The sequence below is a fragment of the Microbacterium sp. NPDC091662 genome, from assembly GCF_044756705.1.
In the GTDB taxonomy this organism is placed as follows: domain Bacteria; phylum Actinomycetota; class Actinomycetes; order Actinomycetales; family Microbacteriaceae; genus Microbacterium.
Genome location: NZ_JBIVTM010000001.1, coordinates 2,217,701 through 2,241,450 on the forward strand (window position 1 = coordinate 2,217,701; position 23,750 = coordinate 2,241,450).

21 protein-coding genes are annotated in these 23,750 nt (G+C 68.7%); 6 read left to right on the top strand and 15 right to left on the bottom strand.

The window, feature by feature from the left end; all coding sequences use genetic code 11:
* Positions 1-37 precede the first annotated feature (37 nt).
* The 7 genes from ACIQLD_RS10825 to ACIQLD_RS10855 form a co-directional block, all read right to left on the bottom strand.
* Positions 38-898: a metal ABC transporter permease gene (locus tag ACIQLD_RS10825; protein ID WP_402608531.1), complete on the bottom strand. Its 861-nt coding sequence runs from the start codon at positions 896-898 to the stop codon at positions 38-40.
* A 14-nt stretch (positions 899-912) separates the two neighbouring features.
* Positions 913-1,746, bottom strand: a complete 834-nt coding sequence (locus ACIQLD_RS10830; protein WP_402608008.1) for a metal ABC transporter ATP-binding protein — start codon at positions 1,744-1,746, stop codon at positions 913-915.
* Positions 1,743-2,777, bottom strand: coding sequence for a metal ABC transporter solute-binding protein, Zn/Mn family (locus ACIQLD_RS10835; RefSeq protein ID WP_402608009.1), 1,035 nt, complete (start codon positions 2,775-2,777; stop codon positions 1,743-1,745). Before ACIQLD_RS10835 ends, ACIQLD_RS10830 begins: the two co-directional genes overlap by 4 nt.
* Before the next feature lie 245 nt (positions 2,778-3,022).
* Positions 3,023-4,711 (bottom strand): glycoside hydrolase family 13 protein, encoded by a 1,689-nt coding sequence (locus ACIQLD_RS10840; RefSeq protein WP_402608010.1) that lies wholly within the window; start codon positions 4,709-4,711, stop codon positions 3,023-3,025.
* A gap of 76 nt (positions 4,712-4,787) precedes the next feature.
* Positions 4,788-5,666, bottom strand: a complete 879-nt coding sequence (locus ACIQLD_RS10845; RefSeq protein ID WP_021201606.1) for a carbohydrate ABC transporter permease — start codon at positions 5,664-5,666, stop codon at positions 4,788-4,790.
* The gene (locus ACIQLD_RS10850) at positions 5,666-6,604 is read right to left on the bottom strand and encodes a carbohydrate ABC transporter permease (protein WP_402608011.1); all 939 of its coding nucleotides are present in this window, start codon (positions 6,602-6,604) and stop codon (positions 5,666-5,668) included. The genes ACIQLD_RS10845 and ACIQLD_RS10850 overlap by 1 nt, the downstream gene beginning before the upstream one ends.
* Positions 6,601-7,920 (bottom strand): ABC transporter substrate-binding protein, encoded by a 1,320-nt coding sequence (locus tag ACIQLD_RS10855; RefSeq protein WP_402608012.1) that lies wholly within the window; start codon positions 7,918-7,920, stop codon positions 6,601-6,603. Before ACIQLD_RS10855 ends, ACIQLD_RS10850 begins: the two co-directional genes overlap by 4 nt.
* Positions 7,921-8,020: 100 nt before the next feature.
* Here ACIQLD_RS10855 and ACIQLD_RS10860 point away from each other — a divergent pair, with 100 nt between their 5' ends.
* The gene (locus tag ACIQLD_RS10860; protein WP_402608013.1) at positions 8,021-9,241 is read left to right on the top strand and encodes an ROK family protein; all 1,221 of its coding nucleotides are present in this window, start codon (positions 8,021-8,023) and stop codon (positions 9,239-9,241) included.
* Positions 9,242-9,247: 6 nt separating this feature from the next.
* Here the strand turns inward: ACIQLD_RS10860 and ACIQLD_RS10865 are convergent, their stop codons facing one another.
* The 4 genes from ACIQLD_RS10865 to ACIQLD_RS10880 all read right to left on the bottom strand — a co-directional run bounded on the left by ACIQLD_RS10865 (position 9,248) and on the right by ACIQLD_RS10880 (position 13,910).
* The gene (locus ACIQLD_RS10865; protein ID WP_402608014.1) at positions 9,248-10,594 is read right to left on the bottom strand and encodes a dihydrolipoamide acetyltransferase family protein; all 1,347 of its coding nucleotides are present in this window, start codon (positions 10,592-10,594) and stop codon (positions 9,248-9,250) included.
* Between the two features lie 28 nt (positions 10,595-10,622).
* Positions 10,623-11,588, bottom strand: coding sequence for an alpha-ketoacid dehydrogenase subunit beta (locus ACIQLD_RS10870; protein WP_029260644.1), 966 nt, complete (start codon positions 11,586-11,588; stop codon positions 10,623-10,625).
* Between the two features lie 11 nt (positions 11,589-11,599).
* Complete coding sequence (locus tag ACIQLD_RS10875) at positions 11,600-12,727, bottom strand: thiamine pyrophosphate-dependent dehydrogenase E1 component subunit alpha (RefSeq protein WP_402608015.1); 1,128 nt, start codon at positions 12,725-12,727, stop codon at positions 11,600-11,602.
* A 115-nt stretch (positions 12,728-12,842) separates the two neighbouring features.
* Positions 12,843-13,910, bottom strand: a complete 1,068-nt coding sequence (locus ACIQLD_RS10880) for a histidinol-phosphate transaminase (protein ID WP_402608016.1) — start codon at positions 13,908-13,910, stop codon at positions 12,843-12,845.
* 85 nt (positions 13,911-13,995) lie between these two features.
* Here ACIQLD_RS10880 and ACIQLD_RS10885 point away from each other — a divergent pair, with 85 nt between their 5' ends.
* The 3 genes from ACIQLD_RS10885 to ACIQLD_RS10895 are packed head-to-tail and all read left to right on the top strand — an operon-like array spanning position 13,996 to position 15,036.
* Positions 13,996-14,202, top strand: a complete 207-nt coding sequence (locus tag ACIQLD_RS10885; protein WP_052748773.1) for a ribbon-helix-helix protein, CopG family — start codon at positions 13,996-13,998, stop codon at positions 14,200-14,202.
* A complete protein-coding gene (locus ACIQLD_RS10890) occupies positions 14,199-14,600 on the top strand; it encodes a type II toxin-antitoxin system death-on-curing family toxin (protein WP_402608017.1) in 402 nt (133 codons plus the stop codon). The genes ACIQLD_RS10885 and ACIQLD_RS10890 overlap by 4 nt, the downstream gene beginning before the upstream one ends.
* A 34-nt stretch (positions 14,601-14,634) precedes the next feature.
* The gene (locus ACIQLD_RS10895) at positions 14,635-15,036 is read left to right on the top strand and encodes a phage holin family protein (RefSeq protein ID WP_292766113.1); all 402 of its coding nucleotides are present in this window, start codon (positions 14,635-14,637) and stop codon (positions 15,034-15,036) included.
* Between the two features lie 56 nt (positions 15,037-15,092).
* Here the strand turns inward: ACIQLD_RS10895 and ACIQLD_RS10900 are convergent, their stop codons facing one another.
* Both ACIQLD_RS10900 and ACIQLD_RS10905 read right to left on the bottom strand, forming a co-directional pair.
* Complete coding sequence (locus ACIQLD_RS10900; protein ID WP_402608018.1) at positions 15,093-16,409, bottom strand: hypothetical protein; 1,317 nt, start codon at positions 16,407-16,409, stop codon at positions 15,093-15,095.
* Positions 16,410-16,419: 10 nt separating this feature from the next.
* The gene (locus tag ACIQLD_RS10905) at positions 16,420-16,677 is read right to left on the bottom strand and encodes a hypothetical protein (RefSeq protein ID WP_402608019.1); all 258 of its coding nucleotides are present in this window, start codon (positions 16,675-16,677) and stop codon (positions 16,420-16,422) included.
* 208 nt (positions 16,678-16,885) lie between these two features.
* Here ACIQLD_RS10905 and ACIQLD_RS10910 point away from each other — a divergent pair, with 208 nt between their 5' ends.
* The gene (locus ACIQLD_RS10910; RefSeq protein WP_402608533.1) at positions 16,886-17,335 is read left to right on the top strand and encodes a low molecular weight protein-tyrosine-phosphatase; all 450 of its coding nucleotides are present in this window, start codon (positions 16,886-16,888) and stop codon (positions 17,333-17,335) included.
* A gap of 23 nt (positions 17,336-17,358) precedes the next feature.
* The gene (gene purB, locus ACIQLD_RS10915; protein WP_402608535.1) at positions 17,359-18,741 is read left to right on the top strand and encodes an adenylosuccinate lyase; all 1,383 of its coding nucleotides are present in this window, start codon (positions 17,359-17,361) and stop codon (positions 18,739-18,741) included.
* A gap of 181 nt (positions 18,742-18,922) precedes the next feature.
* On the opposite strand, the gene ACIQLD_RS10920 is transcribed toward purB, so the two are convergent.
* The gene (locus ACIQLD_RS10920) at positions 18,923-20,356 is read right to left on the bottom strand and encodes an MFS transporter (protein WP_402608020.1); all 1,434 of its coding nucleotides are present in this window, start codon (positions 20,354-20,356) and stop codon (positions 18,923-18,925) included.
* A 91-nt stretch (positions 20,357-20,447) separates the two neighbouring features.
* Complete coding sequence (locus tag ACIQLD_RS10925; RefSeq protein ID WP_402608021.1) at positions 20,448-23,648, bottom strand: glycosyl hydrolase family 95 catalytic domain-containing protein; 3,201 nt, start codon at positions 23,646-23,648, stop codon at positions 20,448-20,450.
* Between the last annotated feature and the right edge of the window lie 102 nt (positions 23,649-23,750).

The window sequence follows — 23,750 nt, forward strand, 5'->3', positions numbered from 1 at the left end:
CTAGGCCGCGGGGGTTGGCGAGGGCTGGGAGAGGAACTCAGGCCCGCACACGGCGCACCCGGGCTCGTGCCTTCTGCACGATCCAGCACACCACGTAGATCGTGAACGACAGCGTCGTGATGTACGGACTCACCGGGAGCGTGCCGGCGAGGGCGAGCAGGATGCCGCCGACAGCGGAGACGAAACCAAACAGCGCGGCCAGCAACGGCACGGCGATGGGACCGGCGGTGACGCGCATCGCGGCGGCCGCGGGGGTGACCAGCAACGCCATCACCAGGAGGGCGCCGATGATGTGCACGCTCACGGCGACGATCAGGCCGAGCAGCACCATGAACAGCAGGCTGACGGCACGGGTCGGCACTCCGCGGGCGGCGGCAGATTCCGGGTCGAGCGAGTCGAACCGCAGCGGGTTCCACATCACCAGCAGCCCGATCAGCACGACCATGCTGATGCCGATCAGCCAGCCGAGGTCGGGGCTCGAGACCGACACGATCTGGCCGGTGAGCAGGCTGAAGCGGTTGGCACTGCGGCCGTCGTAGAGCGAGAGGAACAGGATGCCGAGGCCGAGGCCGAACGGCATGAGCACGCCGACGATCGAGTTGCGGTCCCTGGCTTTGGCGCCGAGGATGCCGATCAGGATGGCGGCCACGAGCGCACCGCCGAGGGATCCGGCCACGACGCTGCCACCGAAGAGCAGGGCGGCCGCCGCGCCGGCGAACGACAGCTCGCTCACGCCGTGCACCGCGAACGCGAGATCGCGCTGCATCACGAACACCCCGATGAGTCCGCCGACGATGCCGAGCACCGCACCCGCGATGATCGAGTTCGAGAGCAGGGCGACGAGCTCGCCGTAGTCCTGGAACGAGAAGACGTCGCTCCAGTCGACCAGGGGCACCATGCCCAGTACGGCACTCATGCCGCTCCTCCGTGCTCGTGGTCACCGTGGTCGTGGTGGGGCTCGGCATCCGGGACGCCGACGACCACGAGGCGGTCTCCTGCCCGGAGCACGAAGACGGGGGTTCCGTAGAGGTCGGTGAGCACGCGCGTCTGCAGCACCTCGTCGGGGGTTCCGAGCAGGAACCGCCCGCCGGCGATGTAGAGGATGCGGTCGACCCGGCCGAGGATCGGGTTGATGTCGTGCGTGACGAACAGCACCGCGGCCTCGCGCTCACGGCGCTGACGGTCGATGATGTCGGTCACGGCGACCTGGTTGGCGAGGTCGAGGTTCGACAGCGGCTCGTCGCACAGCAGCAGGGCGGGCTCATCGGCGAGAGCCTGGCCGACCCGCAGCCGCTGCTGCTCTCCGCCCGAGAGCAACCCGACCCGGCGGTCGGCGAAGTGCGAGGCGCCGACGGCCTCGAGCAGCCGGTCGACCTTGGCCCGGTCTCCGCGGTGTGGGATCGGGAAGCCGAAGCGGCTCCCCTGCACCCCGAGGGCGACCAGATCGCGAGCCCGCATGCTCGTGTCGGGGGCGAGCGAGCGCTGCTGCGGAATGTACCCGATGCGGGAGTTGCCACGGTGCACGGGCTCACCCGCGACGCGGATCGTGCCCGAAGACAGGGGTTGCAGGCCCAGGATGCTCCGCAGCAGGGTGGTCTTGCCCGACCCGGAAGGGCCGAGCACCGCGATGAACTCCCCCGGCTCGACCGTGAGGTCGAGGCCCGACCAGAGTTCGCGATCGCCGCGGTGCAGGGACGCGTCGGAGATCTCGAGGACCGGAGTCTCGCGCTGCGCGGCGCCGCTCACGACTTGACGGCGGCGGCGAGGCTCTGGATCGCGTCACTCATCCACTCAGAGTACGACGATCCGTCCTCGAGCAGCTCCGTGAAGGCGACGACGGGGATGCCGGCGTCCTTCGCCGCGGTCTCGACGCGCTGGGTCTCGGACCCGCCGGTCTGCGCGTTGGTCAGCAGCGCGGTGACCTGACCACTGCCGATCACGTCGAGCGCCTGCAGCAGCACGGCCGGGGCGACGTCGGTGCCCTCTTCGACCGACTCGGCGAACCCTTCAGGGGTGACATCGGTGAATCCGGCGGCTGCGGCGAGGTACCCGGGCAGCGGCTCGGTGATGAAGACGTTGACGCCGGGAGCATCCGACTTGAGGGTCTCGAGGTCGGTCTCGAAGCCCTCGAGGTCGGCGGTCAGGTCGGCCGCGTTGGCGGCGAACTCCTTCGCACCGTCGGGGTCGAGCTCGGTCAGCTCGTCGGCGATGGCCTCGACGACGTGGATCATGGTGTGCGGATCGAACCAGACGTGCTCGTTGAACCCCTCGATGTGGTCGTGGCCCTCGTGCCCGGCCTCGTCTTCGGCGTGACCGTGCGCCTCGTCCTCGGGCGCATCGCTCTCCTCAGGGGCCGCGCTCGCCGACTCATCCGCGTGGTCATGACCGGCCTCGTCGTCGTGGCCGTCGTTGCCGGGGAAGTCGTGCGAGTACTCGACGGCCGTGACGACGTGCGGGTCCTTCGCGTCCTGCAGCAGCGTGTCGATGAAGGCGTCGTAGCCGCCGCCGTTCTCGATCACGAGGTCGGCCTTCTGCACGGTCAGCCGGTCGCGGGCGCTGGCTTCGTAGGAGTGCGGGTCCTGCGAGGCGGAGGTGATGATCGACTGCACGTCGACGCGGTCTCCGCCGATCGTCGCCGCGATGTCGCCGTAGACGTTGGTGCTCGCGACGACCGTGATGGTGCCGTCGTCGCCCTCACCCGCCGAGGGGGTGGAGCATCCGGCCAGCGTGAGAGCGGCGACGGATGCGAGGGCGAGGGCGACGACGGGCTTCTTCATGCCCTCACTCTAAACGCTAATGAGAACCATTATCAAATCCTGCTCTGCCCTGCCCCCTGCCCTGCCCTGCCCTGCCCTGCCGAAACGGAGATGATCCGACGTTCGCGCGGGGTGTCTGTGATCAACACTCCGCGCGTGACGCGGATCGTCTCCGTTTTCGCAGTTAGGCAGTTAGGGAGTTAGGGAGTTAGGGAGTTAGGGAGTTAGGGAGTTAGGGAGTTAGGGAGTTAGGGAGTTGCGCAGGCTCAGCCGAGCAGACCGGACGGTGCGATCCAGGCCGTGGCCTCGCCCGGAAGCGCCGAAGCATCGAGCGGAGCACTCGCGAGCACCACCTCGGCGGCGTCCGCACCGAGGTCGAAGGGCGCGGTGCCGAAGTTCGACACCACCTGCCAACCGTTCGGGCGGGCGAAGCGCAACACATCGTCGCGGCCGGTCTCGATCCACTGCAGGTTCTCGCCGGTCTGCAGCAGGTGACGCAGGCGCAGGGTCTCCCGGTACAGCGAGAGCGTAGACGACGGATCTGCCGCCTCGACGTCGACCGCGTACTCCGCGAACCACTCCGGCTGCGGAAGGTGCGCGCCCGCGGCTCCGAATCCGTACGAGGATCCCGCAGCGGTCCACGGCAACGGCACGCGGCACCCATCCCGACCGAGGCCGTCGAACTCGGCACCACGGAAGAAGCCCGGGTCCTGGCGCTGGTCGGGGGTGATCTGCGCGACCTCGTGGAGACCGAGCTCCTCCCCCTGGTAGAGGTAGGTGCTGCCGGGAAGGCCGAGCAGCAGCAGGGTCGCCGCGTGCGCCCGGCGGAGTCCTCCCTCGCGGTCGAGTCCCTCCGCCGGTCCGCCTGCCTTGACCCATTCGGTGCCCTGCTTGACCGGACGGCCGTTCAGTGCCGGGAGTCCGTAGCGGGTGGCGTGCCGGGTGACGTCGTGGTTCGACAGCACCCAGGTGGTGGATGATCCCGTCGCCTGCGCCTGCTGCAGGTTGTCGGCGATGATGCTCCGGAACTGCGCGGCGTCGAAGTCGGCCACGAGCAGATCGAAGTTGAACGCCTGCCCGAGCCCGTCGGCCGAGGCGTATTTCGCACGACGTTCCGGTGTCTCCACCCAGGCCTCGGCGACGGCGGTGCGCGGCGGGTCGTACTCGTCGAACACCGCACGCCACTCGGCATAGATCTCGTGCACGTCGTCACGGTCGACCATCGGGTGTGTGCCCGAGGTGCGGTCCATCGCGTCGAGCTCGGCGCGTGAGGGCAGCGGTTCGGTGAGGTCCTTCGTGAGCATGTGTGCGACGTCGATGCGGAATCCGTCGACCCCGCGGTCCGACCAGAAGCGCAGCGTCTTCAGGAAGTCGGCGCGCACCTCGGGGTGGTCCCAGTTCAGGTCGGGCTGCTCCACCGCGAAGTTGTGCAGATACCACTGCCCGTCTTCCACTCGCTCCCAGGCGCTGCCGCCGAACACCGAATCCCAGTCGGTCGGCGGCTCGGAGCCGTCGGGGCCGGTGCCCTCGCGGAAGATGTAGCGCTCGCGGGCGGACGAGCCGCGTCCGGCGGTGAGCGCCTCTTGGAACCACTCGTGCCGGTCGGAGGAGTGATTCGGGACGATGTCGACGATCACCCGGATACTGCGGGCGTGCAGCGCCTCGACCATGTCGTCGAAGTCGGCGAGTGTGCCGAGCCGCGGGTCGACGTCACGGTAGTCGGCGACGTCGTATCCACCGTCGGCGAGCGCAGACGGATAGAACGGGCTGAGCCAGACCGCATCGATGCCGAGGTCGCGCAGGTAGTCGGCCCGCGAGACGATGCCGGGGATGTCGCCGATGCCGTCGCCGTTCGCGTCGGCGAAGCTGCGCGGGTAGATCTGGTAGACGGCGGCCTGACGCCACCAGGAGGCGTCTTCGGCGGTGCGGGTCTCGGCGAGAATCGCGTCGGTCATGAGAGGAGAGCTCCTTCTGTGGTTGCGGTGGTTCGAGGACTTCGGGTGGTTAGGGTGCTCGGGCGATCCGGTGAGATCAGCCCTTGACGGCGCCCTGCGTGACGCCTTCCATGACCCACCTCTGGGTGAACAGGTAGGCCACGATCGCGGGCGCCATCGCCATGAGGTACGAGGCGAATGCGACGTTGTAGTTGTTGCTGAACTGGTTCTGGAACAGGTTCTGGCGCACGGGCAGGGTCTGCAGCGCCGGGTCGGCGATGATGAGCGACGGCATCATGAAGTCGTTCCAGGCGTAGAGGAACGCGAAGATGCCGACGGTCGCGCTCATCGGGGCGAGCAGCGGGAAGATGAGCTTCCAGAACGTCTGCCAGGTCGTGGCTCCGTCGATGCGCGCGCTCTCCTCGAGCTCGATCGGTATCGAGCGCAGGAACGCGGTGAACAGCAGCACGCTGAAGCTCAGCTGGAACATGGTCGCGAGGATGATCACGCCGAACGGGTTGTCGAGTCCGACGCGTCCGGTGAGCTGGATCTGCGGCAGGGCCACGACCGGGAACGGGATGAACATCGCCGCGAGCAGGTAGAAGAACGAGTAGCGGAACAGCCGGCGGTCCCAGTTGCGCACGATGGCGTAGGAGGCGAAGGCCGCCAGCACGATCGTCGCGATCACGGTGCCGGCGGTGACCAGCAGCGAGATGCCCGCACCGACGGGGAACTTCGTCAGCGTCCACGCCTCGACGAAACCGTCGACGCTGAACGGGGCCGGCAGCGAGAAGGCATTGCCGTCGACCGCCTGACCCGTGGTCTTGAGCGCCATCGAGATGGTCACGTACAGCGGCAGGAGCACGGTCACGGCGCACAGGATCAGGATGATCGTGCCCGACCAGTTCACGCGCTCCATGCGCACGCGCGGCTTCTTTCCCGAGGTGGGGACGGTGGTGAGTGTCTGCGTCGACATCAGAGGGCGTTCCTTCCGCGCGTCAGCGACAGCTGGAGGAGGGAGATGAGCACGGCGACGATGAAGAAGATGGTCGCGTTGGCCATCTGGTAGGCGTAGTCGCCGCCGTTGAAGCCCGCGATGATCGTCATCGCGACGCTGCGGGTGGAGGTCCCGGGGCCTCCGTTGGTGAGGCCGACGATGATGTCGTAGGCGTTCAAGAACCCCTTGAACCCGAGGATCACGTTGATCACCACGTAGCCCGCGACGAGCGGGAGCGTGATGCGGGTGAGCTGCTGCGCCTTGCTGGCGCCGTCGATGCTCGCCGCCTCGTACACCTCGCCGGGAACCGAGAGGAGGCCGGCGATGTAGATCAGCAGGGTGCCGGGCACGGCCTGCCACGCGGTGACGATCACGATGGCGATCCAGGCGAGGTCGGGGTTGGCGAGCAGGCTCGTCTCGAGCCACGGGATGCCCGCCGCCGCCCCCGCTGCCGGGATCGAGTTGGAGAACAGGAAGTTGAAGACGTAGGCGATGATGATGCCCGAGATCACCATCGGGATCACGAAGATCGTGCGCAGGCCCGTCTTGAAGCGGATGCGCGAGGTGAGCCCGACCGCCAGCAGGAACGCGACCACGTTCACGACGATCACCGTGGCGATCGAGAATCCGAACGTGAACAGGTAGCTCTGCAGGATCGACGGATCGCTGAACAGCGCGATGTAGTTCGTCAGCCCGTTGAAGCTCCACTCCCCGATGCCGATCGAGTCGGTGAAGCTGAAGAAGATGCCGATGACACCCGGCGCCGTGATCGCGAGCGTGAAGAGCACCAGCGTCGGCAGCAGGAACAGGTAGTAGATCGGCTCGACGCGACGCGTGTGCCGCCGGAGCTTCCGGTCGCCGCCGGTGACGATGAGCGTCGTGCTGTCGCCCGGCGTGGTGGGGGTGGTGGTGCTCACGATGCGCCCTCCGCACCGGACGCGGTGTCCTTCGTCGACGGGATCGGCGCGCGGAAGGCGATGCGGGCCCAGTCCGCGTCCATCGTGCGCAGGATCGACGTCGGCGAGGAGCCGAGCACCATGGCCTGCGCGTAGTTCATGATCGGAAGCGTCTTGGGCACGAGCACCGACGGACCCTGGTAGATCTGTCCGTTGTCGTAATACTCGACCATCCCCTCGACGCGGGGGTCGTCGGGGGCGGGAGCCCCCTTCGTCGGGGTGAAGCCGAGCTGCGAGGCGTTGTACTCCTCGATGTTCTGCGGCTCGTAGAGGAATTCGAGGAAGTCGCGGGCGGCCTCCTGATGGCGCGAGCCCTCCGGGATCATCACGGCCAGGTCCATGTTGACGCGCACGCCGAGGTCGGCCGGGTCGTCGGTCATCGGCAGCGGGAAGGTACCCAATTGCAGGTCGGGTGCGGTCTTCGCGATCTCACTGAAGGCCCACGGTCCCTGCAGGTACATCGCGGCCTCGCCCTTGCCGAAAGCGAGGTTGCCATCACCGTAGCCGCGGCTCGGGGCATCCGCGTTCGTGTAGTCGTTCGCGAGCTGCATCATCTTGTCCATCGGCTCGGCGAAGTCCTTCGAGAACGAGACGGCGGAGTCGGGTCCCACATCGGCTCCCTCGTCGGCGAGGGCGTCGAAGAACTCGATCACGTCGACCGAGCCGCCGGCGGTGTAGTCGTACCAGCCCTGGCCGACGGTCCAGTCGTCCTTGAACGTGCCGTAGAACGGGTCGATGCCGGCGGCCTTCAGGTGATCGCACACGGCGAGCAGCTCGTCCCAGGTCTGCGGCACCTCGAGGCCCTGCGCCTGGAAGATTTCCTTGTTGTAGATGACGGACGCCGCCATCACCGAGTACGGAAGCGCGCTCGTACGGCCCTCGCAGGATCCGTACTGGTCCATGAGCGGCTGCAGGTCGTCGCGGATGTCCGCGGCCGCGTCGGTGCCTGCGAGATCGATGAGCGCGCAGCGCTGCACGAACCGGGCGATCTCGTAGTTGTAGTTGGCGAGCATGATGTCGGGCGGATTGCCCCGCACGAAGCTCGCCGAGACGACGTCGACGCCCGAGGTGTCGATCTCGACCTTCACGTCGTCCTGCGAGGAGTTGTACTCGGCGACGAGGGTGGTCATGAACTCGATCGCCTCGCGCTTGCTGAAGGTGAAGCGGATGGCCTCCGCCCCTGTATCGGCGGCACAGCCCGCGAGCGCCGTGCCCACCAGGGTGACCCCCAGGGCCGCGGCCACCGCTCGCACCGCACGTGTTCGTCTCTCAGACACCGTCGTCCTTCCGTCGTGTAAATCCGAATACTAAATCTAGTGAGCGAATTTACTCTGTCGAACGGTACTCTCTCATTGGAGGACAGGGAGGTCAAGTGCCATGGCAGAAGTCTCCACAGACCTGGGAACCGGGCGCGCGAGCGTCGGCGCTGTGCTCGACTTCGCCTGGACGGCCGGCGAGTTCACCGCGACCGAGGCGATGGCCGGCACCTCTCTGACCCGCTCCACCGCGATCGACGCCATCGACACCCTGGTCGGGGCCGACGTGCTGCACGAGCTCCCGAACGCCCGTGCCGCCGGCACCTACCGCTCCGGTCGCCCCTCACGTCGCTTCGTGCTGGCCCCGGACCTCGGTGTCGTGATCGGGGTCGACGCGGGAGACACCCACCTCGCCGTGACCGTGGCGGACCCCCTCGATCGGACGCTCGTGCATCACCGCGTGGAATTCGCGCCGTCGCAGTCCGCAGAGGAGCGACGTGCGACGATCCTCGACCGCCTGAGCGATGCGCTCGTCGAAGCCGAGGTGACGCGCGAGCAGGTGCTCGCGTTGTGCGTCGGCGTCGCGGCGCCCGTGAACCGCGACGGCATCTCCCCGCCTCACCCCGAAGGCTTCTGGGAGCGCACCAACCCCGGGCTCGCCGAGGCTCTGCACGACTGGGCCCCGGTCGTGCAGATCAAGAACGACGCGCAGCTCGCCGCCGTCGCCGAGGGCGCTGAGGGAGCGGCGATCGGATGCCGCGACTACGTCGCCCTGCTCGCCAGCGAGCGGTTCGGCGGCGGAGTGGTCGTCGACGGCCACGTGCTGCACGGTGCGCACGGCGGCGTGGGCGAGGGCGTCGTGTTCGACCACATCGTGGGGGTCGGATCGGCGTTCGGGCTCCGCTACGCCGTGCAGGATCAGGTGCGCGCGGCCGTGGATTCCGGGGAGATCGCCCCAGACAGCACCGTCGGCCGGCTCGTCGAGGCCGACCGCATCGACCCCCGGCTCGTGCTGACCCTCGCGGCATCAGGAGACCCGGATGCGGCGCTGGTCACCTCCCGTGTCGGGGCCACCGTCGCCCGCATCGTCGGCGTGCTGGGCAGCATGTACGACCCGGCGCGCGTCATCGTGTGCGGAGCGGTCGCCGAGAGCATCGAGCCCGTGCTGACCGCCGCCCGTCGCATCCTGCCCGAGGAGCTGCATCTGCCGGCACCCGAGATCCTGGCGTCGACGTTGGGGGCCGAGGTCGTGTCACGGGGAGCCGTGGCGACCGCACGCCGCGCGGCACGGGAGCACGCCGTGCCGCGGTTGGCGGAGGAGCGCCTTCGCGCGAGCGCCTGACGCGGGTCAGTCCACGAGCAGCGCGGGCTCCTCGAGAACCGAGGCGACGTCGGCGATGAAGCGGCTCATGCCGTCTCCGTCGATCACGCGGTGGTCGAAGGACCCTGCGACCGTGGTCACCCAGCGAGGACGCACCTCGCCGTCGACGACCCACGGCTTCTGGCTGATGGTGCCCATCGCCACGATTCCGGCTTCGCCGGGGTTGATGATCGGCGTTCCGGCATCCATCCCGAACACACCGATGTTCGTGATGGTGATCGTGCCGCCCTGCTGATCGGCCGGCGGAGTCTTGCCCTCGCGTGCCGTGAGCGTCAGCCGGTTCAGCGCCCGCGCCAGGTCCTTCATTCCGAGGTCCTGCGCGTCCTTGATGTTCGGCACCAGCAGACCGCGCGGGGTGGCGGCGGCGATGCCCAGGTTCACGTAGTGGCGCACGGCGATCTCCGCACCGGCTTCGGTCTCGATCCAGGCGGCGTTCACCATCGGCGTGCGGCGGGCGGCCCAGATCACGGCGCGGGCCATGATCAGCAGCGGTGAGACCCGGATGTCGGCGTAGTCGGGCGAGGCCTTCAGGCGCTTGACGAGCTCCATCGTGCGGCTCGCGTCGATCTCCTTCCACACCGTCACGTGCGGGGCCGAGTATGCGCTCTGCACCATCGCCGAAGAGGTGGCTTTGCGCACGCCCTTGACCGGGATCGACTCGGTACGGTCGTCGGCGGCGGCGGAAGGCCGGGTCACGGTGAGACCGCGCGCGAGTCCTGCGGGCGCGGCCTGCGGCGCGGGTACGGTCTCCTCGCGCACGGCTCCCCACTCGGGAGTCTCGATGTTGCGGAAGACGCTCGCCTGCGACGCGTGCTTCATGACGTCATCGCGCGTGACCTCGCCGTCGACACCGGTCGCGGCGACCGTGGTGAGATCGACGCCGAGATCGCGCGCGAGCTTGCGGATCGGCGGCTTCGCGATCACGCCCACCGAGGAGCGCACCGGACGCTCGGCCGGGCGCTTGCGACGCGAGGTCGCACCGCCTCCGGTTCCGTACCCGACCAGCACCGATCCGCCGCCCTCTTCTGCGGCGGGAGCCGCGGCGACCGGAGCCGCGGTTGCACCCGCAGCCGGCTCGGCGACGAAGGTGATGATGGGCGTGCCGACCTCGACGGTCGCCCCCTCCTCGACCAGCAGCTCGCCCACCACACCGGCGTGCGGCGACGGCAGCTCGACGAGCGACTTGGCCGTCTCGATCTCGCAGAGCACGTCGTTGATCGCGACCGTGTCGCCTGGCGCGACCTTCCAGGCCACGATCTCGGCCTCGGTCAGCCCTTCCCCGACGTCGGGGAGGGTGAAGTTCTGCGTGCTCATGAGTGGTCCTTTCGGCCGAGCGGGGATGTCAGTATGCCAGCGAGCGGTCGACGGCCTCGAGGATGCGGTCGGCATCCGGGAGGTAGGCGCCCTCGAGTTTCGCGGGCGGGAACGGGGTGTCGTAGCCGGAGACCCGCAGCACCGGGGCTTCGAGAGCGTAGAACGCGCGCTCCATGACGGTCGCCGCGATCTCGCCGCCGATGCTTCCGAATCCCTGGGCTTCCTGCGCGTAGACCATGCGTCCGGTCTTGCGCACCGAGTCGAGGATGGGCTCGTAGTCGACCGGCGACAGCGAGCGCACGTCGACGACCTCGCAGCTCGTGCCCTCGGCTTCGGCGAGCGCCGCGGCCTGCAGGAGGGTGGTGACCATCGCGCCGTGGCCCACGAGTGTCACGTCGCTACCGGTGCGCACGACCCGCGAGGAGTGCAGCGGCACGGCGGAGGCGTCGAGCTCGACCTCGCCCTTCTGCCAGTAGCGGCTCTTCGGCTCCATGAAGATCACGGGGTCGTTCGAGGCGATCGCCTCCTGGATCATCCAGTAGGCGTCGTTCGGCGTCGACGGCGAGACCACGCGCAGACCCGGGGTGTGCGCGAAGTACGCCTCCGGACTCTCCTGGTGGTGCTCGACCGCGCCGATGTGCCCGCCGTAGGGGATGCGGATCACGATCGGCATGCTGATCGCACCCTCGTGCCGGTTGGTGAGCTTCGCGAGCTGTGTGGTGATCTGGTCGAACGCCGGGAACACGAAGCCGTCGAACTGGATCTCGATGACGGGCCGGAAACCGACCATCGCCATGCCGATCGCGGTCCCGACGATGCCCGACTCGGCCAGCGGGGTGTCGAGCACCCGACGGTCGCCGAAGTCACGCTGCAGGTGCTCGGTCACACGGAAGACGCCACCGAGCTTGCCGATGTCCTCGCCCATGAGCAGGACCTTCGGGTCGTTCTCCATGGCCTTGCGCATGCCGGCGTTCAGCGCCTTGCTGAGCGGCATCGTCTCGAGAGTCACTGGGCTCCTCCTTCGAACGACGCTTCATACTGCGCGCGCCAGGCCTTCTGCTGGTCGATCAGCGGATGCGGCTCGCTGTACACGTGGTCGAACATCTTGTCCGGGCTGGGAGCGGTGAGCTCGACGGTGCGGGCGCGCAGATCCTCCGCGGCATCCGCCGCCTCGGTCTCCACGTCGTCGAAGAGCTGTGCCGAGGCGCCGCGGCCTTCGAGGAACGCACGCATCCGGACGATCGGATCGCGTCCGGCCCAGTACTGCTCCTCGTCGCTGCCGCGGTACTTCGTCGGGTCGTCGCTGGTGGTGTGCGCGCCGAGACGGTAGGTGACGGCCTCGATCGCCTGCGGGCCGTTGCCGCTGCGGGCGTCGTCGAGAGCTGTGCGCGAGACCGCGTAGCTGGCGAGCACGTCGTTGCCGTCGACCCGGACGCTCGGGATGCCGTAGCCGGCGCTGCGCTGCACGAGCGGCACACGCGACTGCGTCGCCACGGGCACGGAGATCGCCCAGTGATTGTTCTGGAGGAAGAAGACGGTCGGCGCCTGATAGCTCGCGGCGAAGACCATCGCCTCGTGCACGTCGCCCTGGCTCGAGGCTCCGTCGCCGTAGTACGTGATGACGGCCTCGTCGCGCTCGAGGTCGCCGGTGCCGGTGCGGCCGTCGAAGACGAGACCCATGCCATAGCCCGCGGCGTGCAGCACCTGCGACCCGAGCACGAGGGTGTACAGCCGGGTGTTCCCGTTCTTGGGGTCGGTCGGGTCCCATCCGCCGTGCGAGACACCGCGCATCAACTTGATGATGTCGACGGGGTCGACGCCGCGGATGCGAGTCACGGCGTGCTCGCGGTACGAGGGGAAGATCGTGTCCTGGGCGCGGGCGGCACGACCGGAGCCGACCTGTGCCGCCTCCTGGCCACGGCTCGGCGGCCACAGCGCGAGCTGTCCCTGCCGCTGCAGGTTCGTCGCCTGGGTGTCGATCGCGCGGATGACGACCATGTCCCGGTAGAACTGCTCGAGCTCGGCATCGCCGATCGCATCGATCATGGGAACGTACCGCTCTGCGGCGGCGGACGGAGCGTACCGTCCGGTCTCGTCCAGAACGCTCACAAGGGGTGTCTCGGAGGTGGTCACGCTCTCACGCTACCCGCGCCCACATGCGTCGTCACGCATACCTAGGACGCCCTTGTAACTGCCCGGAACCCGGAGAAAACCGCGGAAAACCGCCCCGGGCCGGTGCAGCGACGACTCAGCGGACGGAGGCTGCGACGTCGAGCACGCGGGCGATCGAGCCCTCCTCGCCCACCGAGATGCGGATGCCGTCGCCCGAGAACGGACGGACGATGAGGTCGTTCTCGACGAAGGCTGCGGCGACCTCGTCGGTACGCTCTCCTGCGGGCAGCCAGACGAAGTTGGACTGGGAGTCTGGCACGTCCCAGCCCTGTGCGCGCAGGCCCTCGACCAGGCGGGCCCGTCGCTCGACGATCACGGCGACACGCTCCAGCAGCTCGGGCTCGGCGTCGAGACTCGCGATCGCGGCGTTCTCGGCGGCGGACGTGACCGAGAGCGGGATGCCGGTGGTGCGCGCGGCGTCGAGCACCTTCTCGTGACCGATCGCGTAGCCGACGCGGAGGCCGGCGAGGCCGTAGGCCTTCGAGAAGGTGCGCAGCACCACGACGTTCGGGTGCTGTTCGAACACGCGCTCGGCGAGACCGTCGACCGCGTCGGGCGCCGTGACGAACTCGGCGTACGCCTCGTCGAGGATGATCAGGACATCGTTCGGGACGCGCTCGACGAAGGCGGCGAACTCGGCCGACGTGATGATCGGACCGGTCGGGTTGTTGGGGGTGCACAGGATGATCGCGCGGGTGCGGTCGGTCACGGCGTCTGCCATCGCGTCGAGATCGTGGCGGGAATCGGCGGTGAGCGGCACCTGCACCCCGGTCGCGCCCGCCACCAGCGGCAGGCTCGGGTACGCCTCGAAAGAACGCCAGGCGTAGACGACCTCGTCGCCCACCGATGCGGTCGCGAGGATCAACTGGTGCAGGATCGACACGCTGCCGGAAGCGACGTGCACCTGGTCGGGCTCCACCCCGTAACGGGCACCGAGACGCGCACGCAGGCGGCCGGCGGTGGCATCCGGGTAGCGGTTGATCGGCGTGGTGCTCTGCAGCGCTTCGAGCACCGAGGGCAGCGGATCGAAGGGGTTCTCGTTGCTCGACAGCTTGAACGCATCGGGCCCTGCCTGCTTGCCCTGGCGGTACGGCGCGAGCGCGGCGATGGCGGGACGGATGCGGGGCAGGATCGGCTCGGTCACGAGGTCGAGTCTACGAGGGGGCGGGATCGGCCACCGGCGGCTTCTCTCCCTGACGGCGCGCTACTCGCAGTGGTACCATTCTGGTATGGCGATGACGGTGCGACTTCCCGAAGAACTCGATGCGCAGCTCGAGGCGATCGCGCGCGCCCGGCACACCTCGAAGCACGCGGTGATCATCGAGGCGGCGACGCGGTTCGCGAATGACACCAGCCGGTCGGCTCTCGTGAACTCTGCGGTCGACTTCGTGTTCGACAATGACAAGGTCCTGCTCGAGCGCCTCGAAGACGCATGACCGAATACCTCACGTTGGAAGACGGTCTCCAGATCGTCGAGCGGTTCGGCTTTCACGTTCGCGACGCGGGCTTGCTTGCGTCAGCCCTCGCCCGCCCAGCGGCTTCACTCTTCGGTGATGACGCGTACGTGACCATCGACCGGAAGGCCGCAGCTCTCCTCGAATCCCTTGCGCGAAACCACTCCCTTGCGCGAAACCACCCGCTGTTCGACGGGAACAAGCGGACGGCGTGGACGAGTTTCGTGGCGTTCCTGTGGATCAACGGCTGGAAGCACCGCTTCACGACAGACGACGCCTTCGATCTGGTGATCGGCGTCGCGTCCGGCACGATCGATCTGGATGAGTCGGAGGAACGCATTCGCGCAAACCGCATTCCCCTGGGAGACCCCGCCCGCTGACACGCGCGGGCGTCCGTGGGACACTGGTCGGACTATGCGCTTCATCATCCGCGTCGTCGTCAACGCCTTCGCCCTCTGGGTCGTCACGCTGATCCCTGCCCTGCAGGTCGTGATCACCGCCTTCCCGCCCGGTGAGACGCTGCAGCTGGTATTGACCCTGCTCGCGGTGGCCGCGATCTTCGCGCTCGTGAACACCATCATCGGCACGGTCGTGAAGATCGTCGCGTTCCCGCTCTACATCATCACGTTCGGGCTGATCGGCTTCCTGATCAACGGCTTCCTGCTGTGGCTGACGGCCTGGATCACGAGCGGCTTCGGCTGGGGCCTGACGGTCGGCGACTTCTGGTGGGGCGTGGTCGCCGCGCTCATCATCTCGGTCATCAACGGCATCTTCGGCTTCATCCTGCGCCCGCAGAGCAAGAGCCGCCGCGACTGAGAAAGCGCGCTCCTCCAGCTGCTCGAGAAGCAGCCGGCTGATCTCGTAGTCGGTCATCACCCCTTTCGCTCGGCGTGGTACTCGGTGCGCTCGACCTCGACCGCCTGACCGAGTCCATCCCAGTACTCGTCGAGAGCCTCAGCGCGGGGGTCGTCCGAGGCATCCACCATCTCCGCCGTCTCGATGTACGTCTCGAGACCGTGCGTCCGCAGTGTCAGATCCTGCATGCCGTCGTGCGGATCCCCTTCGCGCGACGCCGTGAAGCTGTCGGGGGATCCCGTGCCCTCGGCGGACCCCCCGGCGGCGAGCGCCGAAACGACGTCGTCGGTGTGACGGAGCTGGATCAGCGTCTGATCCGCCCCGAGCGTCGGTTCGGCCGGGCTGCCCGCGGTCAGCTGCATCGACACCTCGAAGTCGCTCTCCATCGCGAGATGGGCGGCGATCATCCCGCCCTGCGAATGCGCGACCACGTCGACCTGATCACCCGACTTCGCCCCCGCCGCACCCAACGCGTCGAGCGTGGCCTGATACGACGCCGACGCGCGGCCCTGATAGAGCTCGACGTTCGACTTCATGTCCCACGGCTCCGCTCCTCCGGCCTGCCAGGGAAGCGAGGAGCGCGTGCCAGAGACGTAGGCCACGTAGCGGGTCGCTCCGCCCGCCATGGTGTACTTCTCGACCGCCACCTGCGCCCCCGCTCCCGGCATCCGTCGCAGCGCAGCGGCGGAGTCCCGCGGCGCGGTCGGACTCGTCGACCTCACGGGTGTGACCTGGACGGGATCGGCTTTCCCCGTCAGCGTCATCCCCGGCCGGACCCGCCCGAGACCCGACGCGACACCCACCATCGCCCCGGCGAGGAACAGCGGCGGGAGTGCTCCCGCCAGGTCGTACTGCTCGCCCAGTCCGTCGAACCGCCGCTCCTTCCAGCCGGCCACCAGCCACGCGGCCATGGTCCCGATCCGTTCGTCATGGGCGACGAGGTCGTCGGCACGCGCCTGCACGGTGCTCGCCGCCGCGGCATCGGTGAGGGCGAGTGCCTCCGCCTTCGCGCGCAGCTCGACCACCTCGAACGCATCGGCCATCACCAGGGTTCCCGTAGCGGCGTTCTCGATCTCGGCACGCAGTTCGCCGATCCGCTCGCCACTTCGTTGCAGCGCACCGACATCGATCCGCGAGGCGGCATCCGGAGCCGAGGAGATGAGCGTGCAGGCACGGCGGACCGCCTCTCGCGCCCGCTCGTACTCCGACATCACCGATCGCATCCGCGCACCGAGGTCGCGCAACTGCTCGGTGTCGACAGCGATGGCCCCGCCATGATCGATGCTCAGCCCTCCGTCGTCCACCGACGTCGCCCTGCCTGCGATCACGTTCATTCCGGCGCCCTCATGCCGCCCCACCGAGTTCCCATTCGCGCGCTGCGAGGTGTCCGATCTCGACTCCGGTGTCGTCGCGCAACCGTTCGAGCAGCGCGTTCAGCGCGCGGAATCCCTCGGACTGCCAGTCCGAACTGTCGGCGAGCGCGACCAGCGTCGCGCCCGCCTCTTCCAGCGTGGAGATCGCCCCTCCGATCTCCTTCGACGCGAGAAGCAGGTCGCCGACGTGCACGGAACCGACATCGAGGGTGTGGATGAACGAGTACATGGCCCCAGCCTCCGGGATCACGGGCTTCTCGCCCTGCCCGATCCACGCGAAGGGTGGAGAGATGGACGCCCGCTCAGGGTGTGCAGAGGATCGCGCGGAGTGGCGCGCGCTGTGCAGGAGGCCCGCGGCCGGGCAGAATGTAGGTGTGACATCCCCGGATCCCTTCCGCGTGATCTTCGTCTGCACGGGGAACATCTGCCGCTCTCCCATGGCCGAGGTCGTCTTCCGCGACCTCGCCGAGCGGCAGGGACTCGGCCCTCGCATCATCTCGCGCAGCGCCGGAACAGGCGACTGGCATCTCGGCGAGCGCGCCGATCACCGCACGATCGACTCGCTGGCCCGTCGCGGCTACGACGGCTCCCAGCACCGCGCCCGCCAGTTCACCGCCGCGGCGTTCGCCGACAACGACCTCGTCGTGGCCCTCGACCGCACGCACGAGCGCATCCTGCGGGAATGGGCGCACGACGAGGACGAGGAGGGGAAGGTCACCCTGCTGCTCGCCTTCGACCCGAACGCCACGACCCATGACGTGCCCGATCCCTACTACGCGGGCGCGGAGATGTTCGATTCCGTGCTCGGTATGATTGAGGCGGCGACTCGGGGCCTGTTCCGCCAGCTCGAACCCGCTCTGCGTCTCCCCCGCACGCCCCGCATCTGAGGGGCCCGATCAGGAGGACTCCCCTGACTTTCCAGCCTTCGCTCCCGCCGCAGCCCCTGAGCCCTCTCGACGGTCGCTACCGCGGCGCCGTCACCGGTCTCGCCGACTTCCTGTCCGAGGCTGGCCTGAACCGGGCACGCGTCGAGGTCGAGGTCGAGTGGCTGATCGCCCTCACCGACCGCTCGCTGTTCGAGACCTCCCCGCTGCCCGAGTCGGACAAGGAGCGCCTGCGCTCCCTGTACCGTGACTTCGGTCAGGCCGAGATCGACTGGCTCGCCGACAAGGAAGCCGTCACCCAGCACGACGTGAAGGCGATCGAGTACCTCGTGCGCGACCGGCTGTCGGCGCTCGGACTCGACGGCATCGCCGAACTCACGCATTTCGCCGCCACCAGTGAAGACATCAACTCCGCCTCCTACGCCCTCACCGTGAAGCGCGCCGTCGAGGAGGTCTGGCTCCCGGCCCTCGACACGGTGATCGCGAAGCTCCGCGAGCTCGCCGTCGAACACGCCGACGCCGCGATGCTCTCGCGCACGCACGGACAGCCCGCCACCCCGTCGACCATGGGCAAGGAGCTCGCGGTGTTCGCCTGGCGTCTGGAGCGGGTGCGCGGCCAGATCGCGGCGTCCGACTACCTGGCGAAGTTCTCCGGCGCGACCGGCACCTGGTCGGCGCACCTCGCCGCCGACCCCGACGCCGACTGGCCCACCATCGCCCGCGAGTACATCGAGGGCCTGGGCCTCGGCTTCAACATCCTCACCACCCAGATCGAGTCGCACGACTGGCAGGTCGAGCTGTACGACCGCGTGCGTCACGCCGGGGGCATCCTGCACAACCTCGCCACCGACATCTGGACCTATATCTCGCTCGGCTACTTCGCGCAGATCCCGGTCGCCGGAGCCACCGGGTCGTCGACGATGCCGCACAAGATCAACCCGATCCGCTTCGAGAACGCCGAGGCGAACCTCGAGATCTCCGGCGCACTGCTCGCATCGCTCGGCCAGACCCTGGTCACCAGCCGCCTGCAGCGCGACCTCACCGATTCGACCACGCAGCGCAACATCGGCGTCGCGTTCGGGCACTCGCTGCTCGCGCTCGACAACCTGCGCCGCGGCCTGAACGCGATCTCGCTGTCGCGCGATGTGCTGCTCGCCGACCTCGACGTGAACTGGGAGGTGCTGGCCGAGGCCATCCAGACCGTCATCCGCGCCGAGGTCGTCGCCGGTCGCTCCACGATCACCGACCCGTACGCACTCCTCAAGGAGCTGACGCGCGGCCACAGGGTGGGCGCGGCCGACCTCGCCGAGTTCGTACAGGGCCTCGAGATCGGCGACGCCGCCAAGCAGCGCCTGCTCGCACTGACCCCGGCGACGTACACGGGCATCGCGGCGAAGCTCGCGCAGTAGCCGCGAGGCTGAGGCCGACTCGTCACCCAGCCGCCGTCACGATCGGCGAGTGCACGGGTAACCGTCGACTGCACGGGACCTTCACGCGCGGATCCCGTGCACTCGGCGAGTTCCCGTGCACTCGACGCCACGGGGAGGGGAAGCCCGGGGAGGGGAAGCCCGGGGAAGGGAAGGCACGGGACTAGGGCGCGGACTCTCCGGAGTGCTCCTCGACCCTGTCCTTCGGCATGAACGCGGCGGCGAGCAGGGTGAGCACGGCGGTCACGGCGACCGCGACGAACACCCACACCGACGCGTGGATGATGGTGCCGGGATCGTCGGGACCGACGCCCTGTGCGATCACGGTGTTGGAGATCGCTCCGAACACGGCGACACCGACGGCGCTTCCCGCTGAGCGGGCGAACGCGTTCATGCCCGTGACGGCTCCGCGCTCGCCCCAGCCGACCGAAGCCTGGGCGGCGATCAGCGTCGGCGCCGCGCTCCACCCGAGTCCGAAGCCGAGCACGAACGCGATGCCGGCGATCACGAACGGATTCGGCCACGAAGCCACGGAAGCCAGCGTGATGGCGGCGACCGTCGTGATGCTCATGCCGATCAGCGTGGTGCGGCGGAAGCCGATGCGCAGGTACAGGCGTCCTGCGTTGGCGGCGGCGAGCGGCCAGCCGAGGGTCAGAGCCGCGACAGCGAGACCGGAGAGCAACGGGGCGATGCCGGTGGATCCTTCGAGGTAGGCCGGAGCGAAGCTGGTGACGCCGAGCATCAGCGCGCCGATGCCGAGCGACACGATCGTGGTGGTGAGGATCAGCGGGCGGGCCGCGAGGCGCAGGTCGACGATCGGTTCCGCGACGCGGCGCTCGACGAACCCGAAGGCCACCAGCGCGATCGCTCCCACGCCGAAGCAGAGGGCGCTCTGCACCGACAGCCACGCCCAGGCGTTCCCACCCTCGAGCATGCCGAGGATGAGCGCGGTCAGCCCGATGGTGAGCAGCACCGCTCCCCCGTAATCGATGCTGTGCTTCTGGGTCTGCTTCTGCTCCTTGTAGTTGCGCAGCAGCATCCACCCGGCGATCAGACAGAGCGGGATGTTGATCCAGAAGATCCACCGCCAGGCGTCGAGCTGCGCGAAGATGCCACCGAGCGCCGGGCCGACGACCGATGAGATCGCCCAGACGCTCGCGACGTAGCCCTGCACCTTGGCGCGTTCGGCCACGGTGTAGATGTCGCCGACGATCGTCATCGACATCGGTGCGACGGCACCGGCGCCGATGCCCTGGATGATGCGGAACACGATCAGCGCCGGCATGCTCCACGCGAATCCACACAGGATGGAGCCCAGCAGGAACAGGGCGATGCCGAGCAGGATGATCGGCTTGCGACCGACGGTGTCCGCGAAGCGGGAGTAGATGGGGACGCTCACGGCCTGCGCCAGGAGGTACACCGAGAACAGCCACGGGAACTGCTGGTAGCTGCCGAGGTCGCGGACGATGCTGGGCACAGCGGTCGCGAGGATCGTGGCGTCGATCGCGATCAGGCCGGTGGCCAGCATGAGCGCACCGAGGATGGGCCCTCGCTCCGACCGGAGTCCGATGGAGGCGCGGTCGACGGAGGCAGTCACTACAGGGACAAGCCGATCCGCTGCAGCAGTATTCCGGATCCATGCCGGATGGCGGCACCGACGTCACCCTCCGACGTCGGTGCCGCCGGGCTCAGTGCGCCGGGCCGAGGTCGCGCATCGGCTTGCCGTTCTTGGGGTTGCCCGGCTTCACCTTGCGGCGGTCTCCGTTCACGACCACGATCACGTTGCTCATGTTCGGCGCCCGATCGGCGACGATGTCGTAGGACACGACCTTCCCATAACGCCACGTGCAGTCCACGCGGTATCCGCCCCGCGCACGGAGCCCGGCGAACGATCCGCTCACCGCCCAGTCCGCGGGCACGGCAGGCAGAAGCCGGATGACGTCGCCATGGCTCTGCACCAGCATCTCCGCGATCGCGCCGACGATGCCGTAGTTGCCGTCGAGCTGGAACGGCGGATGGTTCGCCCACAGGTTCTGCAGGATGTTGTACGTGAGCAGGCCGCGCACCATGATCCCCGCCCGCTCGGCGTCGCCCAGACGCGCGAAGAGACCCGCACGCCACGGCCAGGTCCAGGAGCGGCGGCTGTCGCCCGATACCGTGGCGGCGGTGAACGGCACTCCCTCCTTCTCGCCGCAGCGCGCCTTGAGCGAGACCAGGGCCGCCGCGGAGAGCTCCGGCGTGTCCGGGGTGATCTGGCGCCCCGGATACACGGCGAACAGATGCGAAGTGTGCCTGTGGATGTCGTTCGGATCGTCGCGGTCAGTCTGCCACTCCTGCAGCTGGCCCCAGCTGCCGATCTTGTTCGGGGCGAGCCGCTCCTGCATGTCGGCGACGGTCTTGCGGTACTTCTTGTCGACGCCGAGGGCCTCCGCGCACTCGAGGTAGTTCTGGAAGAGGTCCCAGATGATCTGCTGATCGTGCATCACGCCGTCTTCACGCGGGCCGTGCTCGGGAGACCAGCCCATCGGCGCGACCAGGGTGCCGTCGGGGAGCTCCTTGAGCTGGTCCTCCCAGAACTGGCAGATCTCCTTGATCAACGGGTAGGCGAGGTCGCGCAGGTACTTCTTGTCCTGCGTGAACGCCCAGTGCTCGTAGAGGTGTTGCGCGTACCAGGCGCTGGCGATGGTGTTCCACTCCCACGCGTTGCCGCCGAAGATGCTCTGCGAGGTGCGGGCCGTCCACCCGCGCACGTCGGCACCGAACGCGTTGCGCGTGGCGACCCTGCTGGGCACGGCCACCTCGCGGATGAAGGTCGCGAGGGCCTCGTGCGACTCCGGGAGGTCGGCGGTCTCCGCTCCCCAGTAGTTCATCTGGATGTTGATGTTCGTGTGGTAATCGCTGGCCCACGCCGGCTGGTTGCTGTTGTTCCACAGCCCCTGCAGGTTCGCCGGCAGTCCGCCGGGCTTCGACGAGCTGAGGAGAAGATAACGGCCGTAGGCGTAGAGCGTCTGCTCGAGGATCGGGTCGGCCTCGCCCGTGCCGTAGCGAAGCAGTCGGCGGTCGGTGGGCATGGCCATCACGGCGCCGTCGGTGACACCCCATTCGACCTTCGCGCGCTGCATGAGCTCGGCGACCTGCGCGGTGTGCGCGGATCGGAGGCGCTTCCACGAGCGGGAGGCTGCCGCGTTCAGCGCCTTCTCGATCGCGGGCTGCGGCGCGGCACCGCGCCATCCGTGCGCGGCGCTCAGGCGGTAGTCGGTGCGGGCGTCGAGCAGCAGGGTGATGGTCGCGGCACCGGAGACGCGCAGTCCGCCCTCGGCCGCGACCACCTGCCCGTCGGTCTCGGCGATGCGGACGACGGCCGCGTGCGTGAGGTCGTTGGCCATGGTTCCGGCGAAGCTCAGGCGACGACCGCCCGCGTCGACCGTGGTCGCCACACCGTCCTGCTTCGAAGCCAGGGTGATGAGAGCGGTGAGCGCCCCGGGGCGGTCGGCGGTGAACCGCACCGCGATCACGTCGGCGTCCCGACTGGCGAACGCCTCGCGCAGCACCGTACCCCCTGCGGTGGCGAAGTGGGTGCTGTGGGTGCCGTCCGCGATGTCGAGCGCACGTCGGTAGTCGACGACGGCTTTGGCCCCGGCGGTGCTGAAGCCGCCCCCGGTGAAGGCGATGCCGCCGAGACGGAGCGCGCCGGGCGCGGAGAACGAGATGCGGTACATCGCGAACGCAACGGTGTTCGCGAAGGCGAAGACCCGCCCGGTGCCGCGCTCCGGGAACGTCTCACCGGATCGGGTGTCGAGCGTCTTCCAGGTCAGTCCGTCGTCCGAGGCGGAGACCGTCCATTCCCGCGGATCCTGCTCCGGCGCGTCGGGAGCGCTCGTGAGCACGTAGCCGTTCAGGGCGAGCTTGGTACTGAGCTCGACCTGCCACACCGCCCCTGTCCCGGTCGACGGAACCGCCCAGACGGTCGTGGGGTCGGCGTCGATGGTGCCGACGAGGGAGTCGGCATGGCCGCTGGGCGACGACACGTAGACGGCGCTCCCCTGCGCGAGGTCGACCCCGCCGAGCGCGACCTCGGCGACCTGGAAGTGACTTACTCCTGCCTTCGGCGCGAAGACGAAGCGATAGTGCGCGTACGCCGTCGTGTTCGCGAACGTGAAGCTCTTGGTCTGGAGTCGCTGCGGGAACGGCGCCTCAGCGCGCGTGTCGAGAGCGACCCAGGTCGTACCATCGGCAGACCCCTCCACCCGCCAGTCCTGCGGATCGCGGTCGGGGACGTCGTTCGCGCTCGTGAGCGCGTAGGAGGAGACGGCGACCGGCTCTGCGAGGTCGGCTTGCCAGATCACCTCGGCGGGCGGCGCGATCAGGCACCACTTCGTCGCCGGATTCCCGTCGAACGTCTTCTCGACGCTCTCGCCGCCCGACACCTCGTACGGTCCTCCCGGCGAGCTGACGGTGGTGCGCGCGCCGAACGCGACGGTCACCTCACCGAAGTCGCGGAACGAGCCGAAGCCGGTGACGCTGGTGTCGTATGCCCCGTCGGGCTGACCCGCGAGCGCGTTGTCGTAGTCGTTGACGCCGCCCCACAGGCTCTGCTCGCTGAACTGGATCACCTCCGCATCCGGGTTCCCGAACAGCTTCGCGCCGAGACGGGCGTTGCCGATCGGAAGCGCCTGCGTCTCCCAGTTCGTCGCCGGGGTCGCGTACCAGAGGGCATACGGCGAGAGCTGCGGGCGAGGGATCGCCCCGGCAGCGACGGCGTGCCAGGCGTCCACCGAGAATGCGCTCGCAGCCGCGGGTCGAGCCGCCAGGAACTGGGGGACGAGCGGGGCGAGGAGGGCGAGACCGCCCACCTGCAGCACCTGTCGTCGGGAAATGGGGTCCATCATCACAGCAAACCTCCGGAGCATCGTTGATCATCTGGGGCCGTGCGGCCTCGCAGCCGGTCAGGGTGCGGGGGCGCGTCAGGAGCCAGTGTGGGACACGAGACA